Raw genomic sequence first — 23,698 nt, 5'->3', positions numbered from 1 at the left:
CGCACGCCGGAGCCCCAGCACCAGGGGCCCACCAGCACCACGGCCCACCACCCAGCAGGCGGAGGACGCGCCGGCCCGGGGCGTCCTACGCTCGGGGGATGAGCCTTCACGACACCCTGCCCGGGCACCTGCTCGGCTCCTTCACCGGCGCCGCCGGCACCAGTCCCCGACTGACCTGGTACGGCGCGGACGGGGAGCGGGTGGAGCTCTCCGGCCGGGTGCTGGCGAACTGGGTCACCAAGGCGGCGAACCTGCTCGTGGAGGAGGCCGACGCGGAGCCGGGCACCACGGTCCTGCTCGACCTGCCCGTGCACTGGCGGGTGCTGGTGTGGGCGCTCGGGTCGTGGACGGCCGGGGCGACGGTGGTCCTGCCCGGGGACCTCGAGGAGGACGACGAGGACGGCGAACGGCCCGCGGTCGTCATCACCCACCGGCCCGGCGAGGCGCCCGGCACCGACGCCGCCGACCTGGTGCTCGCCGTGGCGCTGCCGGCCCTGGCGATGCGCTGGGACGGCGCCACCCTACCGGTGGACGTCGTCGACGCCGCCGCCGAGCTGATGACCTTCGGGGACGAGCTCGGCTACGTCAGCGAGCCGGACCCGGACGACCTCGCGCTGGTGGCCGAGGACCTCGAGGTCACGTTCGGCGAGCTCGGCGGCTGGGCCGGGGAGCGGGCCGCGGCCGACGGCGGCCTCGTGGGCGGCACGGGCATCGCGGACGACGAAGTCGGTGAGCTCGGTGCGGTCGGGGTCGGTCCGGACGGCGCGGTCGCGGACGCCGTCGGGGACGACGGCGAGGGCGACGTCGGCGCTGACCTTGCCGGCGACGCCCCGGCGGACGATGAGGTCGACGCCGACGACGCGCTCGCGGATGACGAGGTCCCCGAGACCGACGACGACGGCCAGCACGACGGCGGGGGGCCCACCCGGGTGCTGCTCAGCCCCGGCACGGTCGAGGAGCTTCTCGAGCAGGTGCTGGCGGTGTGGACGGGCGGCGGGTCGGTGGTGCTCGTCGAGCCCGGGACGCCGCGCGAGACGCGGCAGCGGGTCGCGGCCGAGGAGCACGCCGAGCCGCGGTAGCGCACGGCCGGCGGCCGGCGGCGGCTCCGCCAGCCACGGCGTGTTGCGGGTGCGGGTGCCGGCCGGCCGCCGTCGACGGGCCGGCACGGCATGCCGCCCGGTTTCGGACCGGCCCGGCCCGCCGATGCCGGCACGGGCCGGCGGATGGGCCAGACTACGGGGATGCGCGGAATCATCCTGGCCGGCGGGTCCGGCACCCGGCTGCACCCGATCACCCAGGGCGTGAGCAAGCAGCTCGTGCCGGTCTACGACAAGCCGATGGTCTACTACCCGCTGACCACCCTGATGCTCGCCGGGATCCGGGACGTGCTGGTGATCACCACCCCGCACGACGCCGCGGCCTTCCAGCGGCTCCTCGGGGACGGCTCCCAGTTCGGCATCTCGATCTCCTACACCGTCCAGGAGGTCCCGAACGGCCTGGCGCAGGCGTTCGTCCTCGGCGCGGACTTCGTCGGCGACGACGCCGCCGCCCTGGTCCTGGGCGACAACATCTTCTACGGGCCGGGCATGGGCACCACCCTGGGCCGGTTCGAGGACATCGACGGCGGCGCCGTCTTCGCCTACCACGTCTCCGACCCCACCGCCTACGGCGTCGTGGAGTTCGACGAGAGCTTCACCGCCGTCTCCCTGGAGGAGAAGCCGGCCGAGCCGAAGAGCTCCTACGCCGTCCCGGGCCTGTACTTCTACGACAACGACGTCGTCGAGATCGCCAAGAACCTGCGGCCCTCCGCCCGTGGGGAGTACGAGATCACCGACGTCAACCGGGCCTACCTGGACCAGGGCCGGCTCAAGGTCGAGGTCCTCCCCCGCGGCACCGCCTGGCTGGACACCGGCACCTTCGACTCCCTGGCCGACGCGACCGCGTTCGTCCGCACGGTCGAGGCCCGGCAGGGCCTGAAGATCGGGTGCCCGGAGGAGGTCGCCTGGCGCAAGGGCTTCCTCACCGACGAGGAGCTGCGCGCGCGGGCCGAGCCGCTGCGCAAGTCCGGCTACGGGGAGTACCTGCTCGGCCTGCTCGGCCGGTGAGCGAGCCCGCCCCGGTCGCCTCCGGCCGGGCGAGCTCGGCCCGGACCCTGCAGGTGGGGGCCGGGCTGGTCATCTTCGGCCTGTCCGGGTTCGTCTTCCTGGCGCTGTCCGGCCGAGACCTCGGCCCGGCCGTCCAGGCGCCGCTCGCGGTGGCCTGGACGATCCTCAACGGCGTCGGCATCGGCCTGTTCATGCCGCTGGAGCAGGAGACGAGCCGGCGGGTCGCGCAGTTCGCCGCCCACCACCCGGGCCGACCCTCCCTGCGGTCGGTGCTGCGCTACGCCGGGGGGTCCGTCGCCCTCCTCGCCGTCCTCGCCCTGCTCGCCGCGGACCCGATCGCCACCACCTTCCTCGGTGGGCGTCGCGGGCTGCTGGTCCTGCTCGTCCTCGCCCTCGCCGCCCAGGCGCTGGAGTACCTCGCCCGCGGCCTGCTCGCGGGGACGGGGCACTTCGGCCGGTACGGCGCCCAGCTCGCGGTCGACGGGGGCCTGCGCATCGCCCTCACGGCGGTCGTCGCGCTGCTCCCCGGGGCCAGCGTGGAGACCTACGCCGCCGTGCTGGTGCTCAGCCCGCTGGTGGCCACGGTCGTGACGTTCCCGCCCGTTCTGCTCCGGCAGTGGCGGCAGTCGGACCCCGCGGGCGGCGCCGGCCAGTCCATGGCGGCGCTCGTGGCGACCTCGCTGACCAGCCAGCTGCTGGCCAACGCCGGCCCGCTGGCGATCGCCCTCGTCTCCACCGCCGCCGAGCAGGGGCAGACCGGCCGGTTCGTCGCGGCGGTGACCATCGGGCGGATCCCGCTGTTCGTCTTCGCCGCCGTCCAGGCCGTCTTCCTGCCCACCCTCGCCGCGCTCGTGGCCGGCGGCAAGGTGGCCGAGCTGCGCCGCGCGACCGCCCGCGCCGCCGCGATCACCGCCGGTCTCGCCGCCGCCGGCGTGGTCGGCATCGCGGTCCTGGGCCGGTGGCTGATGCACCTGATCTACGGCCCGGGCTTCACCGTCGCGGCACTGGACCTCAACCTCATCGCCGTCTCCGGCGGGCTGTTCATGCTCGCCCAGCTGGCCGCGCAGGGCCTGCTCGCCCACCGCGCCGACGTGCCGGTCGCCGTCGGCTGGTCCGTCGGCATCCTCGCCACCGCGGCCGCCCTCGCCCTGCCGCTGCCGACGACGACCGCCGTCGCCGTCGCGCTGTGCGCCGGCGCGGCCGTGGCGCTGGCCGTCCACCTCGCGGTGCTCGCCCGCACCGTCCGCGCCTGGGCGCGCGGCCTCACCCCGACCGAGGAGGCACCATGACCGGTCCCGATCTGAGCGTCGTCATGCTCGCCTACGGCGCGGAGGAATGGCTCGTCGACGCGGTCGACGCGGTGCTGGCCTCGACCGGGCCCAGCCTCGAGGTCGTCCTGGTGGACAACGGCTGCACCAGCGACGCCGTCGCCGTCGTGACGGACCGGCCGGGGGTGCGGGTGCTGCGCCCCGGCCGGAACCTGGGCTTCACCGGCGGGGTCAACCTCGGGGTGGCCGAGAGCCGGGCCCCGGTGGTCGCCCTGGTCAACTCCGACGCCGTCGTCGCCCCGGACTGCCTGGCCCGGCTGGTCCGCCGCGCGGCCGACCCCGCGGTGGGGATCGTCGGCGCGCTCGTCGTGCTCGCCGACGACCCCGGCACGGTGAACTCGGCGGGCAACCCGCTGCACGTCCTGGGCCTGAGCTGGGCGGGGCGGATGGGCGAGCCCGTCAGCGCGATCCCGGAGCGGGCGTCGGTGGCGTCGGCGAGCGGCGCCTGCCTGGCCATGCGCCGGGAGGTCTGGGACCTGCTCGGCGGGTTCCCGGCCGAGCTCTTCGCCTACCTGGAGGACCTGGACCTGGGCTGGCGGTGCTGGCAGCAGGGGCTCCGGGTGGAGGTGCTCGCCGCGGCGCGGGCGCGGCACCACTACGAGTTCGGCCGCTCGCCGCTGAAGATGTACCTCCTCGAGCGGAACCGTCTGCTGCTCGTGCTGACCACCTACTCCCGGCGGATGCTGCTCGCGCTCGCCCTGCCGCTCGTGGCGTTCGAGCTGGCCATCCTCGCGGTGTCCTGGCGGCAGGGGTGGGCCCGGCAGAAGCTTCGTGGCTGGGCGTGGGTGGCCGGGCACCTCGGCTGGGTCCGCCGGCGCCGGCGCGCGGTGCAGGCCGCCCGCCAGGTCCCGATGCGGTCCCTCGTGCCGCTGCTGACCACCTCGTTCGACGCGGCCCAGATGCCGCTGCCCGCGGCGGCGCTGCCGCTGCAGACGGTGCTGCAGGGGTACTGGGCGGTGGTCCGCCGCTTCGTCTAGCCAGCGCTGCCTCCCGGCCGGCGGCGGCCGGTGCCTACCGCGGCGCGACGCCGCCGGGGCCGGCCCGCCGCTCGTCCTCCTCCACCCGCGCCCGGAGGCGCTCGACCTCGGCCCGGAGGATCGCCGCCTCCTCGGCCAGCGTCCGGGTCCGCTCCTCCAGCCGGGAGAGCTCGACGGAGTACTGCACGGAGATGAGGAGCAGCGCGAGCGCACCGACGAAGAAGACCAGGTTGACCGGGGTGGCGATGCCCAGCAGGTCGGCGGCCCCCTCGAGCAGGCCCGGGAAGACGGCCAGGACGAGGACGACGGCGCAGACGAGCACCCAGGTCGTCGCGTACTTCTCGCGCATCTGCCGGCTGCGCAGCAGCCCGAACATGATCAGCACCGTGCCGACCGCGAAGATCAGCGCGAAGACGTAGCCGCTCACTGCACCTCCCGCCGGCCGCCGTCGGCGTCCCGGCGCGGACGGCTGAGCGCGACGAAGACGGCGACGACGGCCCGCCCGAGGAACAGCGCCGCCCGGACCGGGTTCTGCGACGGCGTCCCGCCGGCCCGCAGCCGCATCGCCACCCCGGTCTGCCGGACCCGGAGCCCGTGCCGGGCGGCGAGCACGATGGCCTCGACCGTGTCCCCGAGGTACTCCGCCGGGTAGTCGCGGGCGAAGACCGCCAGCGCGCGGGGGCCGACGAGCTTGAAGCCCGAGGTGGCGTCCGTCAGCCGGGTCCCGGCCACCCGGGACAGCACGGCCCGCAGGAAGGCCATCGCCCAGCGCCGCGGGCCGCGGACCGTATAGGTGCCCTTGCCGGCGAACCGCGCCCCGATGACCAGGTCGGCCCCGGTGTCCGCCTGGCAGGCCAGCAGGGCGCCGATCTCGCGGGGGTCGTGCTGGCCGTCGGCGTCGAGCTGGACGACGGCGCGGTAGCCGCGCCGCCGGGCGTAGACGAACCCCGCCCGCATGGCCCCGCCCACGCCGAGGTTGAAGGGCAGCTCGAGCACCTCGACGCCCCGGGCGCGGGCGACGTCGGCCGTCCGGTCGCGGGAGCCGTCGGAGACCACCACGACGCCGGCCGAGGGCAGGACCTCGGCGAGCTCGCCGAGCACCCGGGGCAGCGCCTCCTCCTCGTTCCAGGCCGGCACCACGACGAGGACGTCGGCGAGGGTGAGCGGCGCCGGGGCCGCCACGCTCACGCCGGCGCCAGCACCGTCGGGGCGGCGGCGTCCCAGCGCGCGCGCCAGTCGCCGATCGGCGCGACGCCGGCCCGGGCGAGGGCGCCGTGGCCGAGCACCGAGTAGGACGGGCGGGGCGCCGGGCGGACGAACGCCGCCGAGGTCGTCTCCCGCACCATGGCCGGGTCCTTGCCGGCGCTCGCCACCACCGCCTGGGCGAACCCGTGCCAGGACACCTGGCCGGCCGAGGTGGCGTGGTAGGTGCCGGCGGGCGCGGCGGCCTCGACGAGCCGGACGAGCAGGTCGGCGACGTCGACCGTCCAGGTGGGCTGGCCGACCTGGTCGGCGACGACGGTCAGCTCCTCCCGCTCGCCGGCCAGCCGGGCCATGGTCCTGGGGAAGCAGGGGCCGTGGGCGCCGTAGAGCCACGCGGTGCGCACGATGAGGTGGTCGGGCGCCTCGGCGCGCACCGACCACTCCCCGGCCGCCTTCGTCCGGCCGTAGGCGGAGGCCGGCGCGAGCGAGGCGTCCTCCGGGTAGGGCGCGGCGGCGTGGCCGTCGAAGACGTAGTCGGTGGAGACCTGCACCATCCGCGCGCCCGCGGCGGCCGCGGCCCGGGCGAGCAGCTGGGGCGCCACGGCGTTGAGGGTGAACGCGTCGGGCTCCTGGGCCTCGGCGTCGTCCACCGCCGTCCACGCAGCGCAGTTGACGACGACGTCGACGTCCCGGACGGCCGCCGGCACCGCTGCCGGGTCCGTCACGTCCAGGTCCTCCCGGGCGGTCGCCCGGACCTCGTGCTCGGCCCCGAGCCGGTCGACCAGGTCGGTGCCGAGCATGCCGCTCGCACCTGTCACCAACCACCGCATGCGTGCTCCTCTCGCTGTCCTCGCAGGGTACTGGGCCGCGCCGGGCGCATCGGCGGGGCGCGCTGCGGGGGCGGCGGCCGTTCCGGACGCCGGACCGGACGGCCGGACCCGGGGGCGAGGGGCAGCCGGACCGGGGGTGGCGGGGGCAGCCGGACCGGGGGATGGCGGGGCAGGCGGACCGGGGGGTGGCGGGGCAGGCACACGGGTGGGCGACGGGGGGCGTCCGGACGTGCGGCCGCCCGAGCGGGGCCGGAGGCGTCGTTAGGGTGAGAGACTGCGGCCGGTCCGGCCGAGGCGATCCAGGGAGAGCGTTGTGCAGTTTCGTGAGCTGAGCGTGCCGGGTTCGTGGGAGATCACCCCGCGGCTGTTCGGCGACCCGCGCGGGGTCTTCCTCGAGGCGTTCAAGGAGGGCCCCTTCGTCGAGGCGGTCGGGCACCCGCTGGACCTGAAGCAGGCGAACTCCTCGGTCTCCGCCGCCGGGGTGGTCCGCGGCATCCACTACGCCGACGTCCCGCCCTCCCAGGCCAAGTACGTCATGTGCCCGCGCGGCGCGGTGCTCGACGTCGTCGTCGACATCCGCGTCGGCTCCCCCACCTTCGGGCGGTGGGACTCCGTGCTGCTCGACGACGTCGACCGCCGCGCCATCTACATCTCCGAGGGCCTGGGGCACGCCTTCTGCTCCCTCGAGGACGGCTCCACGGTGGTCTACCTGTGCTCGGCGCCGTACGCCCCCGGACGGGAGCACGGCGTCAACCCGACGTGCGAGACGGTGGGCATCGAGTGGCCGACGACGGGCCGCGACGGCCGGCCGCTGGAGCTGCTGCTGTCGGAGAAGGACACCGCCGCCCCCGGCCTGCGCCAGGCGCAGGAGCAGGGCCTGCTGCCCCGGTACGCCGAGGTGCAGGACTTCCTGGCGACCCTGCGCTGATGCCCCCGGCCGACCAGGTCGTCGCCGTCGTCGTCACCTACCACCCGGCGGTCGAGGCGACCGCCGCCCTGCTCCGGGCGCTCGCCCCCCAGGTCCGGGCCACCGTCGTGGTCGACAACGGCAGCGCGGCCGAGCAGGTCCGGGGCCTCGCCGCCGCATGCGCCGAGGTCGGCGCCGAGCTCGTCCGGCTGTCGGCGAACACCGGCATCGCGCACGCGCAGAACCAGGGGATCGCCCGGGCGCGCCAGCTCGGTGCGGACGCCGTGCTGCTCTCCGACCAGGACTCCCTGCCGGCCCCGGACATGGTCGACCGGCTGGTGGCCGGCCTGCGGGCGGCGGCGGCCGGCGGGCGGGTCGGCGCCGTCGGGCCGGTCACGCTGGACGAGCGGCAGCCGAGCGCCACCCTGCTCTTCGCCGACCGGCGGTGGGGCCCGCGCCGGGCCCCCCGCCCGGCGGACGGGGAGCTGGTGGAGGTCACCTTCCTGCTGGCGTCCGGCTGCCTCATCCCCCTCGACGTGCTCGAGGAGGTGGGCGGGATGAACGAGGCCTGGTTCATCGACCACATCGACCTGGAGTGGGGCCTGCGGGCCCGGCGGGCCGGCTACCGCCTCTACGGCGTCGGCGGCGCGGTGCTCGGCCACCACCTGGGCGACCGCACCATGCGCATCCCGGGCCGCGAGCGGGACGTGCACCTGCACTCCCCGGTGCGCAACTACTACATGGCCCGCAACACCCTCCTGCTCGTCCGCTCCGGGCTGCTCAGCCCGGCGTGGCGGGCGGGATACCTGTTCTGGATCACCAAGTACGCCGTCTTCTACGCCCTGGTGGTCCCGCCGCGCCGGCGGCGGCTGCGGGAGGTGCTCCGCGGCGCCGTCGACGGCGTCCGCGGCCGGACCGGCGTCCGGGCCGGCGGCCGCTACCCGTAGAACGCCTCCAGCACCGCGAAGACGGCCCAGACGGACAGCACGAGCGTGCCCGCGGCCAGGACGGTGTTGACGACCGCGGCCGCCCCGGGCCGGCCCGCGGCGCGCGTGGCGAGCAGGCCGGGCAGCGCCAGGACGGCCGGGACCGCCAGCAGGGCGTACCGGCCCTGGATGAGGTCGAACCGGCCGGTGCTCACGTAGTAGACCCAGGCCGAGCCGTAGAGCGCGAGCGCCGCCCCGGCGACCATCGCGGCGCACACCGCGATGGCCGCGTCGGTGCCCACCGGGGCCGGGGCCGCGCCGGCCGCTGACCCGGACCGGATCGGGCCCCGGGCCCGGTCCCCCGCCCGGGCCGTCGTCCTGCCCGCGCCGGCGTGCCGGGCTCCCCCGGCCGGCAGGGCCAGGCGCCGGGCGCCGAGCCTGCCCCAGGTCCCGCGGACCGCCAGGACGAGCAGCCAGAGCAGGACCGCGGCGCCGACGACGGCGAGCGCGACGAAGATGCTCGTGGCCACCGGGCGCGGGACCGAGACGACGAGCCAGCCGAAGCTGCCCCACAGCTGCTCCCCCCACACGTCGATGGCCTTCTCGAACTCCTCCCCGCGCATCGCGTCGGCGAAGTCGCCCAGGTCCGGGGGGCCGGTGGCGGTGCGCGGGATGACCTGGGGCCGCAGGTCCAGCGCCGCGGCGGTGGCGAGCCAGGTGCCGTAGGTGGCGGCCACGCCCACGGCGACGAGGCCGGCGTCGGCGGCCCACCACCGCCACGGCGCCCGGCCGCGGGCCTTGCCGATGATCCAGCCGACCGCGAGGGGGACGACGACGGCGATCCCGAACGGCTTGCCCAGGAGCGCGGCGCCGACGAGCGCGCCGGCCGCGAGCGAGCGCCACGGCGCCCGGGCCCGCCGGGTGAGGTCGAGGGCGAGGAGGAGGGCGAGGGCGCCGCAGAGGATCACCCAGGCGTCGTTGTTGGTGACGGAGAGCTGGTGCGCCAGCATCGGCTGGAGCACGACGGCGAGCGCGAACGTCGCCTGCGCCCAGGAGCGCTGCGGGAACAGCCGGCGGCCGAGGACCATCGTCGCCGCGGCGGCCCCGACGCCGAGGAGGACCGAGAACAGCCGGGACCACAGCACCTCGTCCACCAGACCCTCGGGGGCCAGCCGGTAGAAGAGCGCCGCCCCGGCGTAGTACACCGGCGGGTAGCCGGCGGCGGGCCCGCCGCCGCCGTCGTCGGCCGGGAGCTGCGCCGCCACGGCGTCGGTCTCCTCCCGGGAGCTCTCGGTGTAGTCCGGCCGGGCGCCCTTGTCCAGGCCGGCGCCGACCCGGTCCTGGAGGTACTTCACCTCCGAGCTGTAGGCGTTGGGGTTGTCCGGCTCGCCGGGCAGCTCGCCGGTCTCGGCCAGGTGCTGGGCGTTGGCGAAGTGCGCCGGCTCGTCCATCGCGAGGAACGGCGGGATCAGCGCCGACCACAGCAACCCCCGCAGCAGCGCGGCCACGCAGACCAGGATCATGAGCGCGCGGGGGGACCGCAGCCCCGGGACCGCCGCCACCGCGGCGCCGAGCAGCCCGACGACGGCGAGCAGCGCGGCCGGCTGGGACCAGGCCGCGCCGTACTCGGGAACCCGGTCCAGGAGCAGCGGGACCTGGTCGATGGTGCGGGTGCCGACCTCGTACTCGGGCCGGACGAACCCGCTCGCCGGCAGGTCCGCCCCGCCCTGCCAGGCGTTCCACCCCGCCGGCTCCTGCGAGGCTGCCCAGAGCACCGGGCCGTCGGGACCGCCCGGGCTGTCCGTCCGGACGATCTGCAGGACGAACGGCCGCCCCGCGGAGTCCGGGACCGGGTCGAAGGTGAGCACGGGGAACAGCTCGGAGTCCGGGATGTCGGCGCACTCGAGCTGCCGGTGGGCGAGCGGCGCCGCCGCCCCGGTGAGGTCCGCACCGGCGACGAGGCTGACGTCCAGCGAGCAGGAGACGCTGCCCGCGAACGTACCGATCGAGGCGTACAGCGCCGACATCTCGTCGGCCGCGGCGACGAACCGCTGCTCGACGGGCGAGCCCGCCGTGATCGGCGGCAGGGGCTCGACGGGCCGCATCGCCCCCGCGTCCGGCGCGGGGACGGCGTCGGCCGGGCGGAGCAGGAACCAGGCGCCGAGCCCCACCAGCACGAGGAGGGTGCCGATGACCGCTGCTGCCCGTCGGCGCCCGCCGCGGTCGCGTCCGGCCGGCCGGGCCGGGCCGGGCCGGCCGCCGGTCACCGGCGGCGCGGCGCCGTAGGTCGTGCTCACCCCGCTCCTCCCGCGGCCGGCTGGTGGTGGCGCCCGGGCCGGGTCGCCGCCGGGCGGGATCAGGGTACGGGTTCGCGCACCGCGCCGGCCCGTTACGGCCGGGTGTCGTCCAGGTCGTTGCGCGCCGGGTGCACCGCCCGGGCCGCCGTCGCCCGGTCCCCGGCCCGGCCCGCGGCGGCCAGCACCGGGGTGAGCGCGAGCAGCCCGGCCTCGGCGACGATGATGAGGAACCGCGAGAGCACCGCCACCGCCAGGGCCTCGCCGCTGCCGATGCTGGCGCCGAGGACGCCGACCAGGACCGCCTCGCGCACCCCTACCCCGGCGGGGACGACGACGGCGAGGAAGCCGCACACCCAGGCGAGCGCGAAGCCGCCCACGGCGAGCCGCAGCCCGTCGGCGCCGCCGAGCCCCAGCGGGACCACCAGCACCCACAGGTGGAGGCCGTAGCAGACCCACGCCGCGGCGGACCAGCCGATCGCCGGGACGAGGGAGGTCAGCGGCCGCTCTCCGCCGACCAGGCGGCGGGAGCCCCACCGGACCTTGCCGAGCACCCGGCCGAGCGGGCCGGGGAACGCCGCGACGACGGCGACCGCGGCGGCGGCGAGGACGACGACGGCGACCTGCGCCCACCGGGGGAGCCAGCCCAGCCAGGGCGCGCCGACGACGAGCCCGGCGCTGACGAAGGCCAGCAGCACGGTCAGCCCGGCGCCCAGCAGGATGGTGAGCACCGAGGCGGACCGGTCGACCCCGCGCTTGCGGGAGAGCTCCATCTGGGCCACGTACGCCCAGGCCGACCCGGGCAGGTACTTGCCGAGCTGGGCGAGGTAGAACACCCGCAGCCACGCGAGCCCGGGCAGGCGGTGGCCGAGCGCGGCCAGGATGCTGCGCTGCTGCTCGGCGGAGGCGGTGACCGCGAGCGCTGCGGCGGCGACGGCGGCCAGGACCGCCCAGACCGGCACGGTGGCGAGCGCGCCCCGGACGGACGGCCACTGCAGGTACAGCGCCCGGGCGAGGAAGGTCACCGCGACCGCGATGACCAGCCACCGCAGGGCGACCTTCAGCCGCGCCCGCCGCTGCGCCGTCGGTCCGGGCGTGGCGGGGCCGGGCCTGGTCCGGCCGGGCCTGGTCCGGCCGGGCCTGGTCGGGCCGGCCGGGGCCGGGCCAGCCGGGATCGGTCCCCCGCCGCCGAGACCGTCCTCGGCCGCCCGGCGTCCCTCGGTCACCGCGCGGCCCGCCGCCGGCCGAGCATCCCGTCGATCGTGCCGACGTAGTCCGCCCACTCCCGCAGGTAGTCCTCGCGGGGGTACCGCTGAACGTTGCCGGCCAGGCGGTCGTACTCGCCGGGGTCGCACGCCCGGCGCAGCGCCGCGGCGATGTCCGCGGGGTCCGCCGAGTCGGCGACGACGCCGTACCGGCCGCGGACCTCCTCGGCCAGGGTCCCCACCGGGGTGGCGACCACCGGCCGGCCGGCCTCGAAGGCCAGCTTGATGTTGCCCGAGCCGGTCGCGGCGCGGTAGGTCAGCGCGACGAGGTCGGCCGCGCCGAACAGGTCGGGCAGGTCGGCGGTGGGCACGTACCCGTTCCGCACCGTCAGCCGGTCCTCGACGCCGACGGCGCGGGCCAGGTCCCACAGCTCCTGCTCAGGGGTCCAGAACTCCCCGGCCACCGTCAGCCGCACCTGCGGGACCGCGGCCGCGGCCCGGACGAGCAGGTCCACGCCCTTGTACGGGCGGACCAGACCGAAGGCGAGCACGCGGAGCGGCTCCTCCGTGCTCGTGCGCCGCCGGGGCGGGGTGGGCGGCAGGCCGAGGTTGGCCGGGAGCACCGCCGTCGTCGTGGGGGTGGTGGTCAGCGAGGCGGCCAGCGCCGCCTGCTCCGGGGAGTGGACGAGGACCTGGTCCACCCGGCCCAGGAACGCCCGGACGAGCGCCCGGTCCCCCGGCCGGGCCTCGTGCGGCAGGACGTTGTGCATGAGCCCGACGACGTGCGCCCGCCCGCCGAGGGCCGCCAGGAGGACCAGGTACGGCAGGACCTGCACGGTGCTGGCCACGACGACGATGACCACCTCGGCCCGGCGCAGCCGCCGGCCCGCCGCCCACCAGGACCACGGGCTGTACCAGGCGAGCCGGCGCAGCACCCGGGGGAAGACCGGGATCTCGGGCTGGTCGTCCGGGACGGTGAGCTGCCCGGGGTACATGGCCGCCGGGTACTGCCGGGACCAGGACTCGAGGTAGACGTCGTGCCCGGCCCGGGCCAGCTCGTGGGCGAGCCGGGTGGTGTGCTGCGCGATACCGCCCTTGTAGGGGTGGGTTGGGCCGACGACAGCGATCCTCACGGCCGCCCGACCCGCAGGTCGCCGGCCTCCGGCATCCCGTCCCCGGCGGGCAGGGGGATCCCCTCCGCGGTGCTCCGGCTGGTCCCGTCGGTCCCGTCCGCGCCCGGGCCGGCTCCGTCCACGCCTAGACCGGGCGCGTCCACGCCCCGGCCGGTCCCGGCAGCCCGGCCGGTCCCACCCGCGGCCCAGGCCTCGTCGTCCTGGTCGGCGGTGGCCTCCTCGCTCAGGCCCGGGGCCTGGTACTGCAGCGTCTTCAGCCGCTCGAGGGTCTCCTCCTGCAGGATCCGGTTGGTGCGGAGCAGGTCGGCGATGACGAGCAGCGCGAAGGACAGCAGGGCGCCGACGAGCATCGCGGTGCCGAAGATCAGCGACTGGACGTGCCCGCTGGCGTCCCCGGCGAGCCAGAAGACGAAGAAGCGGACGAAGGGGATCAGCGCGGCCACGCCCATGACCGTGCCGAGCACGCCGAGGACGACGTGCGGCTTGAACATCAGGAACGAGCGGATGATCGCGGTGGCCGACTTGAACATGTGGTGCCAGATGTTCTTGAACAGCCGGGACTCGCGGGTCTTGGCGTTGGTCGTGATCGGTACCGACGCGATCCGCAGGCGCTTGTTGCCGGCCTGGATGATCGTCTCCATGCAGTAGCTGAACTGGGTGATGATGTTCAGCCGGAGCAGGGCCGCCTTGCTGTAGGCGCGGAACCCGCTGGCCGCGTCGGGCAGGTCGGTGCCGGCCGCCTGGTTCACCACCGCGGAGCCGACGCGCTGCATCGCCTTCTTGAACGGTGAGAAGTGCGCGATCTTCGCGGTCTGCCGGTCCGCGATGACGATGTCCGCCTCGCCGCGCACCAGCGGCTGGACCAGGTCGGTGATCCGCTCCTGGGGGTACTGGTTGTCCCCGTCGGTGTTGACCAGGATGTCCGCGCCGTGGGCGAGGGCGTAGTCGGCACCGTCCCGGAAGGACCGGGCCAGGCCCATGGTGCGGGCGTGCCGGACGACGTGCCGGACCCCGTGCGCGCGGGCCACGGCGACGGTGCGGTCGGTCGAGCCGTCGTCGATGACGAGCACCTCGATCTCGTCGATCCCCGGGATCTGCCGGGGGATGCTCGCCAGCACGGTGCCGAGCGTCTCCTCCTCGTTGAGGCAGGGCACCTGGACGAACAGCTTCATGGGTTCCTCGGGTCGGTCGGGCTGGCCGAGCCGTCGGGGGTGGTGAAGCACCGCCCGGGGGCGCGGCCCGGGGTGGCTCGCTGCCGGGGAGTAAGCACTGGGTAGCGTAGCCCAGGGGCGCTTTCGCGGGCGGTGTGCCCGGTCACGTCCCGCGCGGCCTGCGCGTGGTACCCGCCTCGGGAACCCGTCGGGCGGGACGAGGACGGCGCGAGACGAGGAGAGAGATGCCGGGCGAGATGCCGGGAGCGGGTGGGATGGGAGCGACGGCGTCCGGCACCGCGGGCACGACGGCGTCCGGCACCGCGGGCACGACGGCGTCCGGGGCAGCAGGAGACGTGGCCCCGGCTCCCAGCGGTGCGACGGCGGCGGGCGCCACCCACCCCGGCCCGGCGCGGCCCCGGCTCAGCCGCCGTCGCCGCCGCGTCGGCCCGGACCACGCGCCGGTGCTGGGCACGGCCGGCCGGTCCGGTGCCCCCCGTGCCGGCCGCCGGTGGGAGGTGCTGTGGTGCCTGCTGCTGGCGGTCCTCGGGCTGACCGTGACGTCCCTGGCGGTCGAGAACGGCCCGAGCCTGTCGGTCCTGGACGAGCAGACGCACCTGGACTACGTCTGGAAGATCCATCAGGGCGAGCTGCCGCACGCCGGGTCGGACCTCTCCCCGTTCGTCCGCCAGGAGTGGTCCTGCCGCGGCCAGGCCGGTTTCGACCTGCCGCCGTGCGCGGAGGCCGCCGGAACGGACCCGGCGGCCTACCCCGGCGGCGGGGAGAACTACAACTTCTGGCACCCGCCCGGCTACTACGCGGTCACGGCGGCGCTGACCGGGGCCGTGACGACGCTGCTGCCCGACCGCTCGTTCACCGGCACCGCCCGGATGACCGGCGGGCTGTGGCTGGTCGCGGCACTGGTGGCCATGTACGCCGTGCTGCGGATCTGGCGGCTGCCGCGCTGGCTGTCGGCGGCCAGCGCCGCGACGATGCTCGCCGTCCCCTCCCTCCTGCACGCCTCCTCCATCGTGACGAACGACGCGCCGGCGGCGCTCATCGGGGTGGCTGCCGCCTGGCTGCTCACCCGGGTCTTCCGGCAGCAGCGTCTGGGCTGGGCGGTGCCCACGGTGGTGGCCGTGCTCGCGGCGTCGACCAAGCTGATGAGCACCGTCTCCGTCCTCACCGCCGTGGGCCTGGTCGGCCTGTCGGCGGTCGGGGCGCTGCGCCGCCGCGAGTGGGGCGAGGCGGGCCGGCGGTTGGCGGTGGCGGTGGGACCGGTCCTCGGGGTCGCGGCGGTCGCGGCCGGCTGGTCGGCGTTCCAGGCCGGCCGGGCCGTGCCGGGGTGGCGCAGCCCGATCGCCGGGCTCAGCACCGAGGAGCCGGACGGGCTGCCCTTCGACGAGTGGGCCCCGACCCTGACCGAGGTCTTCGGCCTGGTCGGGGACGACTGGGTGCAGCCGGCCCTGAGCAGCCTGGCCCTGGTCGGCTGGGTCGGGGTCCTCGGCGTGCTGTTCACCGCGGCGCCGTTCGTCGGCCTCACCGCCTTCGACCGGGGCCGGGCGGAGCGCGTCTTCGGCTGGGCCGCGCTGATCGGCGTGATCGCCGTCCCGCTGCTGGTGCAGGGGCGTGAGCTCCTCAAGGACGGCTTCTTCCCGCACGTGACGAGCCGGTACGGCCTCACCCTCGTCCCGGTCACGATCGCCTGCCTGGCGCTGGTCGCCCGGGAGCAGAAGCTGCGGGTGGCCGCCGTCGCCGTCCCCGTCGTCGGCTACCTGCTCGTCACGCTCAGCTTCGCCGGCGTGCTCTGACCCGGCCGGGCCCCGCCGCCCACCGGCGCGGGCCCCGCTCACCCCAACTCACCCCCAACCGGCCGCGCCGCTCGCTCTGCGGGTCACGCCGGTCCCGCGCTCACCCGGGCCGGCCGCGCCGGTCCCGCCGGACCAGGACCACCCACACCGCCGCCAGCCCCACCCCGGCGGCCAGCGCCACCCACGGCAGCACCGTCCAGCCCACCGGGTGGTAGGACAGCTCCACCACGTGCTCCCCGGCCGGGACCGGCACCCCACGCATCGCGTGGTCCGCGCGCAGGATCGGCACCTCCGCGCCGTCCACTCGGGCCACCCAGTCCTCCTGGAAGCCGTCGGCGACGACGAGCACGCCCGCGCCCTCCGCGCGCACCCGGACCCGCTGGTAGTCGTCCTGGTCCACGGCGACGGCGACGTCGGCCGGCTGCCCATCGAGGTCGACCTCACCCAGGTCCCCCGGCGGCAGCAGCACCGTGGTCGCCGGGACCTGCCCCATGAGCTCGGCGCAGGCGTCCACCCCGGCGCACGCCCGGGCCTCCTGCGCCCACCGGAAGCGGGGCAGGGCCGTCGTCCGCTGGTAGACCTGGGCCTCGCTGGTCGCCACCAGGGACAGCCCGTCGCCAGCGCCGACGACCGTGCCCACCCAGGCCCCGCCCGCCTGCGCGCCGGCGGCGCCACCGGCGGCGGCGACCCGCAGCTCGGGTCCGCCCTCGGCCCGGACCCGGACGGTGTACGGCTCGGTGGTGCGGGCCAGGTCCTCCCCGGCGACCGGCACGGTCAGCCGCCCGCCCTCGCCGTCGCGCAGCCGACGCCGGCCCTCGGCGAGGACCTCCCCGTCGGCGGCCACCGCCTCGACCACCAGGTGCCCGGGGTCGCCGGCCTCCGGCACGTCCCCGACTGGCGTGACGACCTCGACGACGGCGCCGCGCAGCGGGGTGCCGGCCGGCTCCGTCCGCCCGCCCGGCGCGTCCTGGAGGGTGACCGCCCTGGCCAGGTCCTGCTCGCCGTCGCCGTGGAACTCACCCGGCGGGACGGTGGGGGTGTCGGCCACCCCGTAGCGGACCGCGAACCGGTCCAGCACCGGGCTGCGCAGCGCCGGGACGGAGCTGAGCGAGTGGAAGGTGTTGGAGGCGAACATGTGCTTGTCCGCCCGGAGGAGCAGGTCGCGCCAGTCCTGCGGGACGAAGACGTGGCCGGACAGGGAGCGCAGGCCGGCGACGCTGCCGGCGCCGGCCCAGTACGTCCACTGCACGCCCACCATCCGCTCGTGGCCGAGGTTCGCCTCCAGGTAGGCGTCGGTGGTGGTGGGCCGGTAGAGCTGAGCGGGGTCGGTGCGCGGCCACATGGCGGACGCGAACACCAGGCCGTCGGCCGCCAGCAGCAGGGGGATGACCGTCAGGGCGACCGCCCGGGTCGCCCGGGCCCGGCCGACCATGACCAGCCCCCACGCGGCGGCCACCCCCAGCCCGACGACGAGGCCGAAGAGCACACCCGGGCGGGCCTGCGCCCACTCCTGCGGCCCCGGGGTGAGGCGGTAGGCGGCGACGGCGGCCGCGACGAGGAGGACCGGGCCGGTGAGCAGCCCGGCCCAGGCGGCCCGACCGTGGTGGCGCCGCGAGCGGGCGACGGCGTCCAGCCCGACGGCGGCGAGCATCGCGAGCAGCAGCCCGCCCACCCCGCGCATCCGGTGCAGCCCGGAGCTGTCCATGAACGGCAGGAAGTGGAGCAGGTAGTTCACCGGGCCGCCGAGGAAGGTGGCGGCCAGCACCAGCCCGGCGCCGGCCGCCAGGAACGGCCGCACCCCGCGCATGCGCCCGTTGGGTGCCGGCAGGGTCAGGGCGGCCAGGCACAGCACCAGGGTGCCGGCACCGACGAAGGAGATCCCCTCGGTGGGGATGTAGGTGCCCCACCGGGCGTCCCCCGTCTGGCAGGTGCCCAGGGCCTGGGGGAAGACGGTGGTGACGGTCTCCGGCCAGCCGAGCGTCGCCGTCCAGGCGTTCGCGCGCCGGCTCAGGTCCGTCGCGGCGAGCTGCTGGGCGGCCGGCAGGAGCTGGAAGCCGGTGAGGAGCACGGCGACGGCGCCGCCGCCGGCCGCGAGGAGCGGGGGCTTGACCCAACGTCGCCACGCCCCCTCCGGGCGCGGCCGGTGGGCCGCCGCACCAGGGCGGCCAGTCGCGGTCCCGGCGCGGTCCGCCCGTGTGCCCGTGCCGCGGTTCAGGCAGACCAGCCGGACGACGGCGTAGGCGGCGGCGAGGTAGACGGCGTGCACCGCGATGGCCGGGAACCCGCCGAGGACCAGCCCGGTGATGACCAGGGGCAACGGCAGGGCGGAGCGGACGGTGCGGTCCTGCACGATGCGCTCCATCGCCCAGAACAGCAGGGGGAAGAAGGCGGCGGTGCGGGACTGGGGCCAGTTGGTCCACATCACCATGAAGGAGCCGGTGGCGTAGAGAAAGCCGCCGAGGACGCCAGCGGGCACGCTCAGGCCGATCCGCCGCCCCCACGCCACCGTGCCGGCCAGGATGACGAGGACCTCGAAGAGCTTCAGCCACCCGGTGAACGCCGCGTCGGGCAGCGGCAGGGTGGCCAGGAACAGCGGGGAGACCACGCCCTGGAACGGGGCGGCGGCGAGCGGGATGCCGGCGCTGGCGCTGTTGTCCCACAGCGGGGCGAGGTCACCGCCGGCGACCCGGTCGCGGAAGGTGAGCTCGTGCGGCAGGGCGCCGTCGATGGTGTCCGAGACGCAGGAGTTGCGGACGTGCTCCACCGGGCTGGCCTCGGCCCAGGGGGCACGGGAGTCGATGAGGTCCCCCGCGGCGAACAGGCGCAGCCCCAGCAGGGACGGGCCGAGGAGGAGGAGCACCAGCAGGACGGGCGCGAGCAGGGCGGCCACCCCGGCCGGGGACCAGCGCCGGCCGGCGCGGTCGGGCAGCCGTGCCGCAGATGAGCCGGCGCGGTCGGGCGCCGGTGCCGACCCGCCGCCGGCCCGGCGTGGCCGCCACCGGCCGCCGTCGGGCCGGGTCACCGGCGGAGGCGGCCGGCCACCACGCGCGCCGTCTTGGCCGCAACCGCCCGGGCCCCGCCCGCCCGGTACACCCGGCGGGCCGCGGCGACCTGCCGGGCGAGCGGGTGGCGCCGGAGCCGGTCCGGCACCCCTCCCCCGGTGGTGGCCGGCACGGCGTAGGGCTCCACGTAGGCCTCGGCGGCCGAGAGCGGCTCGTCGTCCACGACGGGTTCCCACCCGGTCGGGCGGCGCGGGCCGGCGGCGCGCACGTGCTCGGCGGCGGCGAGGAGGTTGTCGAGGTAGACCGGGCCCTGCACGTGCGGGGACCAGCGCAGCAGGGCCGCGCGGCGGGCCTGGGTGCCGACCCGGCGGCGCTCGGCCGGGTCGTCCAGCAGCGCGGCGATCCCGGCCACCCACTCGGCCCGGGTGCCGGCCAGGAAGCCTGTCCGGCCGGCCTCGATGGCCTCGCGGAACGGGCCGGTGGGCGAGGCGACCACGGGCGTCTCGACCAGCGCGGCCTCGAGCCACTTGATCGCCGACTTGGCCTCGTTGAACAGGGAGGCCTCGGTCAGCGGCGCCAGGCAGACGTCGACGTCGCGCAGCAGGCCGGGCAGCTCGTGCCAGGGCGTGAACGGCAGCCGGCGGACCCGGCCGGCGAACGGGTCCAGCGCCGCGGTGGGCTTGAGGTGCCCGCCCAGCCACAGCTCGACGTCGGGCCGGTCCCGCAGGATCTCGATGACCGCGGGCTCCACGTAGGCCCAGTCGGCGTCGTGGGTGGTCGTGCCGGAGAAGTAGCCGATGCGTGGTGGGCCGGGGGTGCGCGGCCGCTGCAGGGCGTCGTCGCTGGCCTGCGCGAGCAGGGTGCCGACGCCGTTGTCGAACCGGCGGGCGGGCAGGCCGGTCACCGCGGTGGCGTGCTCGCACAGCGCCGCGGTGCTGCCGATGAACATGTCCGCCAGCTCCATCGTGGTGCGGTACCGGGCCACCCCCCGCCACCACAGGGCGACCTCCTCCGGCGGCAGCGTGGCCAGGCCGTGCACCTGGTTCTTCAGGCCCGGGTCGAAGATGAGGTCGTCGACGTCGAAGAGCACCGGCACCGGCCGGGGCCGCGCCCGGACGGCGGCGACCAGGTCGACCACCTGCACTGTGGCGGGCACCCGGTACAGGACGACGGCGTCCGCCTCCTGCACCAGCCGGGGCAGCTCGGGGTCGCGGTAGTGACGCACGTCCACCTCCCGGCCGAGCATCCGCAGGGCCTCGGCGGGCAGGTGGGCCCGGTACCGGAGGGGGGCGCCCTGGATCCCGACGACGAACAGCACCCGGCGCACGAGCTGCTCGGCCGCGGCCCGGAGGTCCGAGGTGTCCTGCTCGGGCGGGACGGGAGCGGTCAGGTCGGTGTAGCGGGCCACCAGCCCGGCGGCCTGGTCGGCGAAGGACCGGATGGGGCTGGCTGCGCCCTGGCCCTTCATGCCGGCGACGCGGGCGGGGTCGGTGACCAGGGAGCGGAGGGCGCTGGCCAGGGAGTCGGGGTCGGCGGCCGGGACGACCAGCCCGTTACGGCCGTGGTCGACCGCCTCCTCCGGTCCCAGGGTGTCGGAGCAGACGACGGCCAGCCCGGCGGCGAGCGCCTCCCGGGTGAGGATCGAGTGGGACTCGCGCATCACCGAGGGCAGCACGAGCACGTCGTGGGCGGCCAGGACGGCGGGGAGCTGGTCGGGCGGGTACGCCGGTCGCAGCTGGACCTGGCTCGGCACGTGCCCGGCGCGGCCGGCGTCCACGCCGTACAGGTCCAGCTCCCAGCCGGGGACGTCCGCCAGGTCCCGCACGGCGGCGAGGAGGACGTCGATGCCCTTCATCGGGTCCGCGCCGCCGGCGAACATCAGGCGCACCGGGCCGGTGTCGCCGGCAGGGGAGGGAGCTGACCCGGCGGCACCGCTCGGGACGTCTTCCAGGCCGTTCTCGTCGACCTCGACCCTGTCGGCCGGGGCCCCGTTGGCGACCAGCACCCGCGCAGCGCTGGCCGAGGGGGCGAGGATGAGGTCGGCGTCGGCGAGGTAGGGCGCGATGAGGGCGTTGCGCTCCTCGAGCCAGGCATGGTCGACCTGGCAGGCGCAGGTGCCGCAGCTGACCACCAGCGAGCATGGCCGCAGGTCCGTGGTGGCGAGGAACTGGCGGGCGCAGAACCACCAGAAGTCGTGCATCGTCACCACGACCCGCGCCCCGGACTCCTTCGCGGCCCGGACCAGCGAGGCGCCCAGGGTCTGCAGCGAGTGCAGGTGGACCACGTCCGGCCGCACCTGTTCGAGCCAGGCCCGGAAGTCGGACTCGACGTCGGGGTTGAGGCTGTTGCGCGGGTCGTCCCAGGCCGTCCACGGGGTGATGACGACCCACCGGACCGTGACGTCGCCGTCGTGGTCGGTCCAGGTCTGCAGGGGCGGGCGGTCCCCGTCGAGGTACCCGGCGTAGACGAGGCTCTCGTGGCCGGCAGCGGCGACGGCGCGGGCGATGCGCTGGGGGACGAGGGTGCCGCCGCTGACGAAGTTGGGCGGGAAGTGCGCCGAGACCTGGGCGACACGCATTCCCGCATGCTAACCGGACGACAGCGCCCGGCCCCTCCGCCCGCACCCGGCGCGGCCGGCCGCCGGCTGTGGCCCTCGTCTCCGCCGGCCACGGGACGCGGCCCTCGCCGCCGGCGCCTCGGCGCGCGTCGCGCCGTCCGCGGTGCCCCTCGCCGCCGGCGCTCGGCCCCCATCGCCGCCGCCCGGCCGCTCAGCCGCGTCCCCTACCGTATGGCCATGCCCCCCGACGCCCCGCCGGCCGAGTTCGTCCCCTACTGGCGGGAGACGCTCGCCACCAACGACCGCGCCGCCCACGCTGCCGAGGCGGCCCGGTCGGACGCCCTGGAGGCCGAGGGGCTGCGCCACCGGTGCGCCGACCTGGAGGCCGCCCTGGCCCAGGCCCGGGCCGGTATCGCGGTGCGGCACGACCTGCTCGCCGCGCAGTCCGCGGCGATCGAGGAGCGCGACCGGAGGCTGGCGGACGTCCGGGCCGAGCTCGCCGCGGCCCAGGCCGAGCTGGCCGGCGCCCAGGCCGAGGCGGTGGCGGCGCGGGAGACGACCGAGCGGATCGTCGGCTCCCGCCGGTGGCAGGCCCTCGACAAGCTCAGCCCGGTCCTCGGCGCCGGCCGGCGAGCCGTCCGTGGCGCCCGCCGGGCCGGCACTGCTGCCCGGCGGGCGGGCGGGGCGTCCCGCCGGCTCGTCGGCCGGCTGCGTGGCCGGTCGTGAGGCCCCGGCTGACCCTCGTCGTCGCCGCGCCGCACCCCGGCGCGGGCCCGACGGCGGAGACGCTGACCGCTGACTCCTTCCGCGCCCAGGGCGAGGGGCCGTGGGAGCTGGTCGTGGCCGAGGACGACGGCCGGCCCCTGTCCGACCGCCTCAACGCCGCCGTCGCCGGCAGCACCGGAAGGTACGTGGCCGTCCTGGAGACCGGGGACCGGCTCGAGCCCGGGGTGCTCGGCGCCGTCGTCGGCCTGCTGACGCAGAGCCCGGCCGCCGAGCCGGGGGTGCTGTACACCGACGAGCAGTGGCCGGCGGAGGGCTCCGCCGGGATCTTCACCAAGCCCCGCTGGATCCCGCGCTACCTGGAGGCCTACCCGTACCTGGGGCGGCTGTGCTTCGTGCGGCGGGACCTGTTCGAGCGCGTCGGCGGCTTCCGGGAGGACTTCGCGCCCGCGCGGGAGTGGGACCTGGCGCTGCGGATCACCGAGCTCGGCGACCCGGTGGTGCACGTGCCGGTCGTGGGCCTGGTGCGGGACCGGTCACCGGTGGACGCGGCCGCCGTCGCGGCCGGGCGGGACGCCGTCGCCGACCGGTACGCCCGGCTCGGCGTGCCGGCCACGGTCGAGGTCACCGGGGACGGGGACGGGCAGCCACCCGGGTTCCTCCGGGTGTGGCGCCGCGTCCCGGACCCGCCGCTGGTCTCGGTGGTCATCCCCACGGCCGGCGCCCGCCGGGAGGTCCGCGGCGCCGACACCGTGCTGGTCACCAACGCGGTGCGCTCGCTGGTCGGGCGGACCACCTACCCCAACCTGGAAGTGGTGCTCGTGCCCAGCGAGCACACCCCGCCGGAGGTCCTGCAGGAGTGCGCCGAGATCCTCGGCGACCGGCTGCGGGTGGCGCCGGTGGCCGGGGAGTTCAACTTCTCCCGCTCGGTGAACACCGGGGTGGGGGCCGCCCGCGGGGAGCTTGTCCTGCTCCTCAACGACGACACCGAGGTCATCGAGCCGCGCTGGCTGGACCGCATGGTCGCCGTCGCCGCCGAGGACGGGGTGGGCGTGGTCGGCGCCAAGCTGCTCTTCGCCGACGGCCGGGTCCAGCACACCGGGGTGACCTTCGACCACGACGGCGAGGCCCGCCACGTGCACATCTTCGAGGCCGACGACGCCGGTCACTTCGGGTCCAAGGTGGTGGACCTGGACTTCCTCGCGGTCACCGGCGCGTGCCTGCTGGTCCCCCGGGCGGTCTTCGTCGAGGTCGGCGGGTTCTCCGAGGCGTTGCCGCTGAACTACAACGACGTCGACTTCTGCCTCAAGGTGGGCGCCACCGGCCGGCGGGTGGTGTGCACGCCGTTCGCCCGGCTGCACCACTTCGAGTCCAGCAGCCGCCGCGCCCGGATCGAGGACGAGGAGCGCGCGGCACTGGCCTGGTGGGACCCGCGGAAGACGCTAGACCCGTACGTCAACGTCCGCGGGGTGTAGCCGGAGCCGCTCGGGAGCCGGCCGACCCGGCCCGCCCAGCAGCCCGCCGCCCCCGCACCGGCCCGGCCGGA

At 76.6% G+C, this 23,698-nt stretch carries 18 protein-coding genes; 9 read left to right on the top strand and 9 right to left on the bottom strand.

The window, feature by feature from the left end; translation table 11 throughout:
* Positions 1–98: 98 nt before the first annotated feature.
* From MF406_RS05890 to MF406_RS05875, 4 genes are all read left to right on the top strand, one after another.
* Positions 99–1,079: a TIGR03089 family protein gene (locus MF406_RS05890; RefSeq protein WP_242897031.1), complete on the top strand. Its 981-nt coding sequence runs from the start codon at positions 99–101 to the stop codon at positions 1,077–1,079.
* Between the two features lie 162 nt (positions 1,080–1,241).
* Positions 1,242–2,105, top strand: a complete 864-nt coding sequence (rfbA, locus tag MF406_RS05885; RefSeq protein WP_242897030.1) for a glucose-1-phosphate thymidylyltransferase RfbA — start codon at positions 1,242–1,244, stop codon at positions 2,103–2,105.
* Positions 2,102–3,394, top strand: coding sequence for a lipopolysaccharide biosynthesis protein (locus MF406_RS05880; RefSeq protein ID WP_242897029.1), 1,293 nt, complete (start codon positions 2,102–2,104; stop codon positions 3,392–3,394). Before rfbA ends, MF406_RS05880 begins: the two co-directional genes overlap by 4 nt.
* Positions 3,391–4,410, top strand: a complete 1,020-nt coding sequence (locus MF406_RS05875; RefSeq protein WP_242897028.1) for a glycosyltransferase family 2 protein — start codon at positions 3,391–3,393, stop codon at positions 4,408–4,410. Before MF406_RS05880 ends, MF406_RS05875 begins: the two co-directional genes overlap by 4 nt.
* A gap of 34 nt (positions 4,411–4,444) precedes the next feature.
* Here the strand turns inward: MF406_RS05875 and MF406_RS05870 are convergent, their stop codons facing one another.
* Genes MF406_RS05870 through rfbD form a run of 3 tightly spaced genes read right to left on the bottom strand, consistent with a single transcriptional unit; the run spans position 4,445 to position 6,443 of the window.
* Positions 4,445–4,837, bottom strand: coding sequence for a DUF2304 domain-containing protein (locus tag MF406_RS05870; RefSeq protein ID WP_242897027.1), 393 nt, complete (start codon positions 4,835–4,837; stop codon positions 4,445–4,447).
* The gene (locus tag MF406_RS05865; RefSeq protein ID WP_242897026.1) at positions 4,834–5,598 is read right to left on the bottom strand and encodes a glycosyltransferase family 2 protein; all 765 of its coding nucleotides are present in this window, start codon (positions 5,596–5,598) and stop codon (positions 4,834–4,836) included. Before MF406_RS05865 ends, MF406_RS05870 begins: the two co-directional genes overlap by 4 nt.
* Positions 5,595–6,443: a dTDP-4-dehydrorhamnose reductase gene (gene rfbD, locus MF406_RS05860; protein WP_242897025.1), complete on the bottom strand. Its 849-nt coding sequence runs from the start codon at positions 6,441–6,443 to the stop codon at positions 5,595–5,597. The genes MF406_RS05865 and rfbD overlap by 4 nt, the downstream gene beginning before the upstream one ends.
* A gap of 313 nt (positions 6,444–6,756) precedes the next feature.
* Here rfbD and MF406_RS05855 point away from each other — a divergent pair, with 313 nt between their 5' ends.
* Together MF406_RS05855 and MF406_RS05850 are read left to right on the top strand one after the other, a co-directional pair.
* Positions 6,757–7,371, top strand: coding sequence for a dTDP-4-dehydrorhamnose 3,5-epimerase family protein (locus MF406_RS05855; protein WP_242897024.1), 615 nt, complete (start codon positions 6,757–6,759; stop codon positions 7,369–7,371).
* A complete protein-coding gene (locus MF406_RS05850) occupies positions 7,371–8,297 on the top strand; it encodes a glycosyltransferase family 2 protein (RefSeq protein WP_242897023.1) in 927 nt (308 codons plus the stop codon). The genes MF406_RS05855 and MF406_RS05850 overlap by 1 nt, the downstream gene beginning before the upstream one ends.
* Here MF406_RS05850 and MF406_RS05845 read toward each other — a convergent pair.
* The 4 genes from MF406_RS05845 to MF406_RS05830 all read right to left on the bottom strand — a co-directional run bounded on the left by MF406_RS05845 (position 8,288) and on the right by MF406_RS05830 (position 14,080).
* Positions 8,288–10,573 carry a DUF2142 domain-containing protein gene (locus MF406_RS05845; protein WP_242897022.1) on the bottom strand — a complete coding sequence of 762 codons (2,286 nt, stop codon included), beginning with the start codon at positions 10,571–10,573 and terminating at the stop codon, positions 8,288–8,290. The genes MF406_RS05850 and MF406_RS05845 overlap by 10 nt on opposite strands.
* A gap of 92 nt (positions 10,574–10,665) precedes the next feature.
* Positions 10,666–11,796, bottom strand: a complete 1,131-nt coding sequence (locus MF406_RS05840) for a lysylphosphatidylglycerol synthase domain-containing protein (protein WP_242897021.1) — start codon at positions 11,794–11,796, stop codon at positions 10,666–10,668.
* The gene (locus MF406_RS05835; RefSeq protein WP_242897020.1) at positions 11,793–12,908 is read right to left on the bottom strand and encodes a glycosyltransferase; all 1,116 of its coding nucleotides are present in this window, start codon (positions 12,906–12,908) and stop codon (positions 11,793–11,795) included. The genes MF406_RS05840 and MF406_RS05835 overlap by 4 nt, the downstream gene beginning before the upstream one ends.
* Positions 12,905–14,080 (bottom strand): glycosyltransferase family 2 protein, encoded by a 1,176-nt coding sequence (locus MF406_RS05830; protein WP_242897019.1) that lies wholly within the window; start codon positions 14,078–14,080, stop codon positions 12,905–12,907. The genes MF406_RS05835 and MF406_RS05830 overlap by 4 nt, the downstream gene beginning before the upstream one ends.
* A 224-nt stretch (positions 14,081–14,304) precedes the next feature.
* Here MF406_RS05830 and MF406_RS05825 point away from each other — a divergent pair, with 224 nt between their 5' ends.
* Positions 14,305–15,870 carry a hypothetical protein gene (locus tag MF406_RS05825; protein ID WP_242897018.1) on the top strand — a complete coding sequence of 522 codons (1,566 nt, stop codon included), beginning with the start codon at positions 14,305–14,307 and terminating at the stop codon, positions 15,868–15,870.
* 100 nt (positions 15,871–15,970) lie between these two features.
* On the opposite strand, the gene MF406_RS05820 is transcribed toward MF406_RS05825, so the two are convergent.
* Both MF406_RS05820 and MF406_RS18865 read right to left on the bottom strand, forming a co-directional pair.
* Positions 15,971–18,892, bottom strand: a complete 2,922-nt coding sequence (locus tag MF406_RS05820) for a hypothetical protein (RefSeq protein WP_242897017.1) — start codon at positions 18,890–18,892, stop codon at positions 15,971–15,973.
* Entirely contained in the window at positions 18,889–21,450 is a 2,562-nt protein-coding gene (locus MF406_RS18865) for a glycosyltransferase (RefSeq protein ID WP_305852991.1), read from the bottom strand. The genes MF406_RS05820 and MF406_RS18865 overlap by 4 nt, the downstream gene beginning before the upstream one ends.
* 216 nt (positions 21,451–21,666) lie before the next feature.
* Here MF406_RS18865 and MF406_RS05805 point away from each other — a divergent pair, with 216 nt between their 5' ends.
* Positions 21,667–22,155, top strand: a complete 489-nt coding sequence (locus MF406_RS05805; protein ID WP_242897016.1) for a hypothetical protein — start codon at positions 21,667–21,669, stop codon at positions 22,153–22,155.
* The gene (locus MF406_RS05800) at positions 22,152–23,627 is read left to right on the top strand and encodes a glycosyltransferase (protein WP_242897015.1); all 1,476 of its coding nucleotides are present in this window, start codon (positions 22,152–22,154) and stop codon (positions 23,625–23,627) included. Before MF406_RS05805 ends, MF406_RS05800 begins: the two co-directional genes overlap by 4 nt.
* Positions 23,628–23,698: the final 71 nt, after the last annotated feature.

The organism is Georgenia sp. TF02-10, assembly GCF_022759505.1.
GTDB lineage: Bacteria > Actinomycetota > Actinomycetes > Actinomycetales > Actinomycetaceae > TF02-10.
Note: the sequence above shows the minus strand (reverse complement) of the source record. Positions and strands in the feature narration are given on the sequence as shown.

Coding starts and splice junctions, on each gene's coding strand:
- MF406_RS05890 (WP_242897031.1), top strand. CDS start 99: ATGAGCCTTCACGACACCCTGCCCGGGCACCTGCTCGGCTCCTTCACC.
- rfbA (WP_242897030.1), top strand. CDS start 1,242: ATGCGCGGAATCATCCTGGCCGGCGGGTCCGGCACCCGGCTGCACCCG.
- MF406_RS05875 (WP_242897028.1), top strand. CDS start 3,391: ATGACCGGTCCCGATCTGAGCGTCGTCATGCTCGCCTACGGCGCGGAG.
- rfbD (WP_242897025.1), bottom strand. CDS start 6,443: ATGCGGTGGTTGGTGACAGGTGCGAGCGGCATGCTCGGCACCGACCTG.
- MF406_RS05850 (WP_242897023.1), top strand. CDS start 7,371: ATGCCCCCGGCCGACCAGGTCGTCGCCGTCGTCGTCACCTACCACCCG.
- MF406_RS05830 (WP_242897019.1), bottom strand. CDS start 14,080: ATGAAGCTGTTCGTCCAGGTGCCCTGCCTCAACGAGGAGGAGACGCTC.
- MF406_RS05825 (WP_242897018.1), top strand. CDS start 14,305: ATGCCGGGCGAGATGCCGGGAGCGGGTGGGATGGGAGCGACGGCGTCC.
- MF406_RS18865 (WP_305852991.1), bottom strand. CDS start 21,450: ATGCGTGTCGCCCAGGTCTCGGCGCACTTCCCGCCCAACTTCGTCAGC.
- MF406_RS05805 (WP_242897016.1), top strand. CDS start 21,667: ATGCCCCCCGACGCCCCGCCGGCCGAGTTCGTCCCCTACTGGCGGGAG.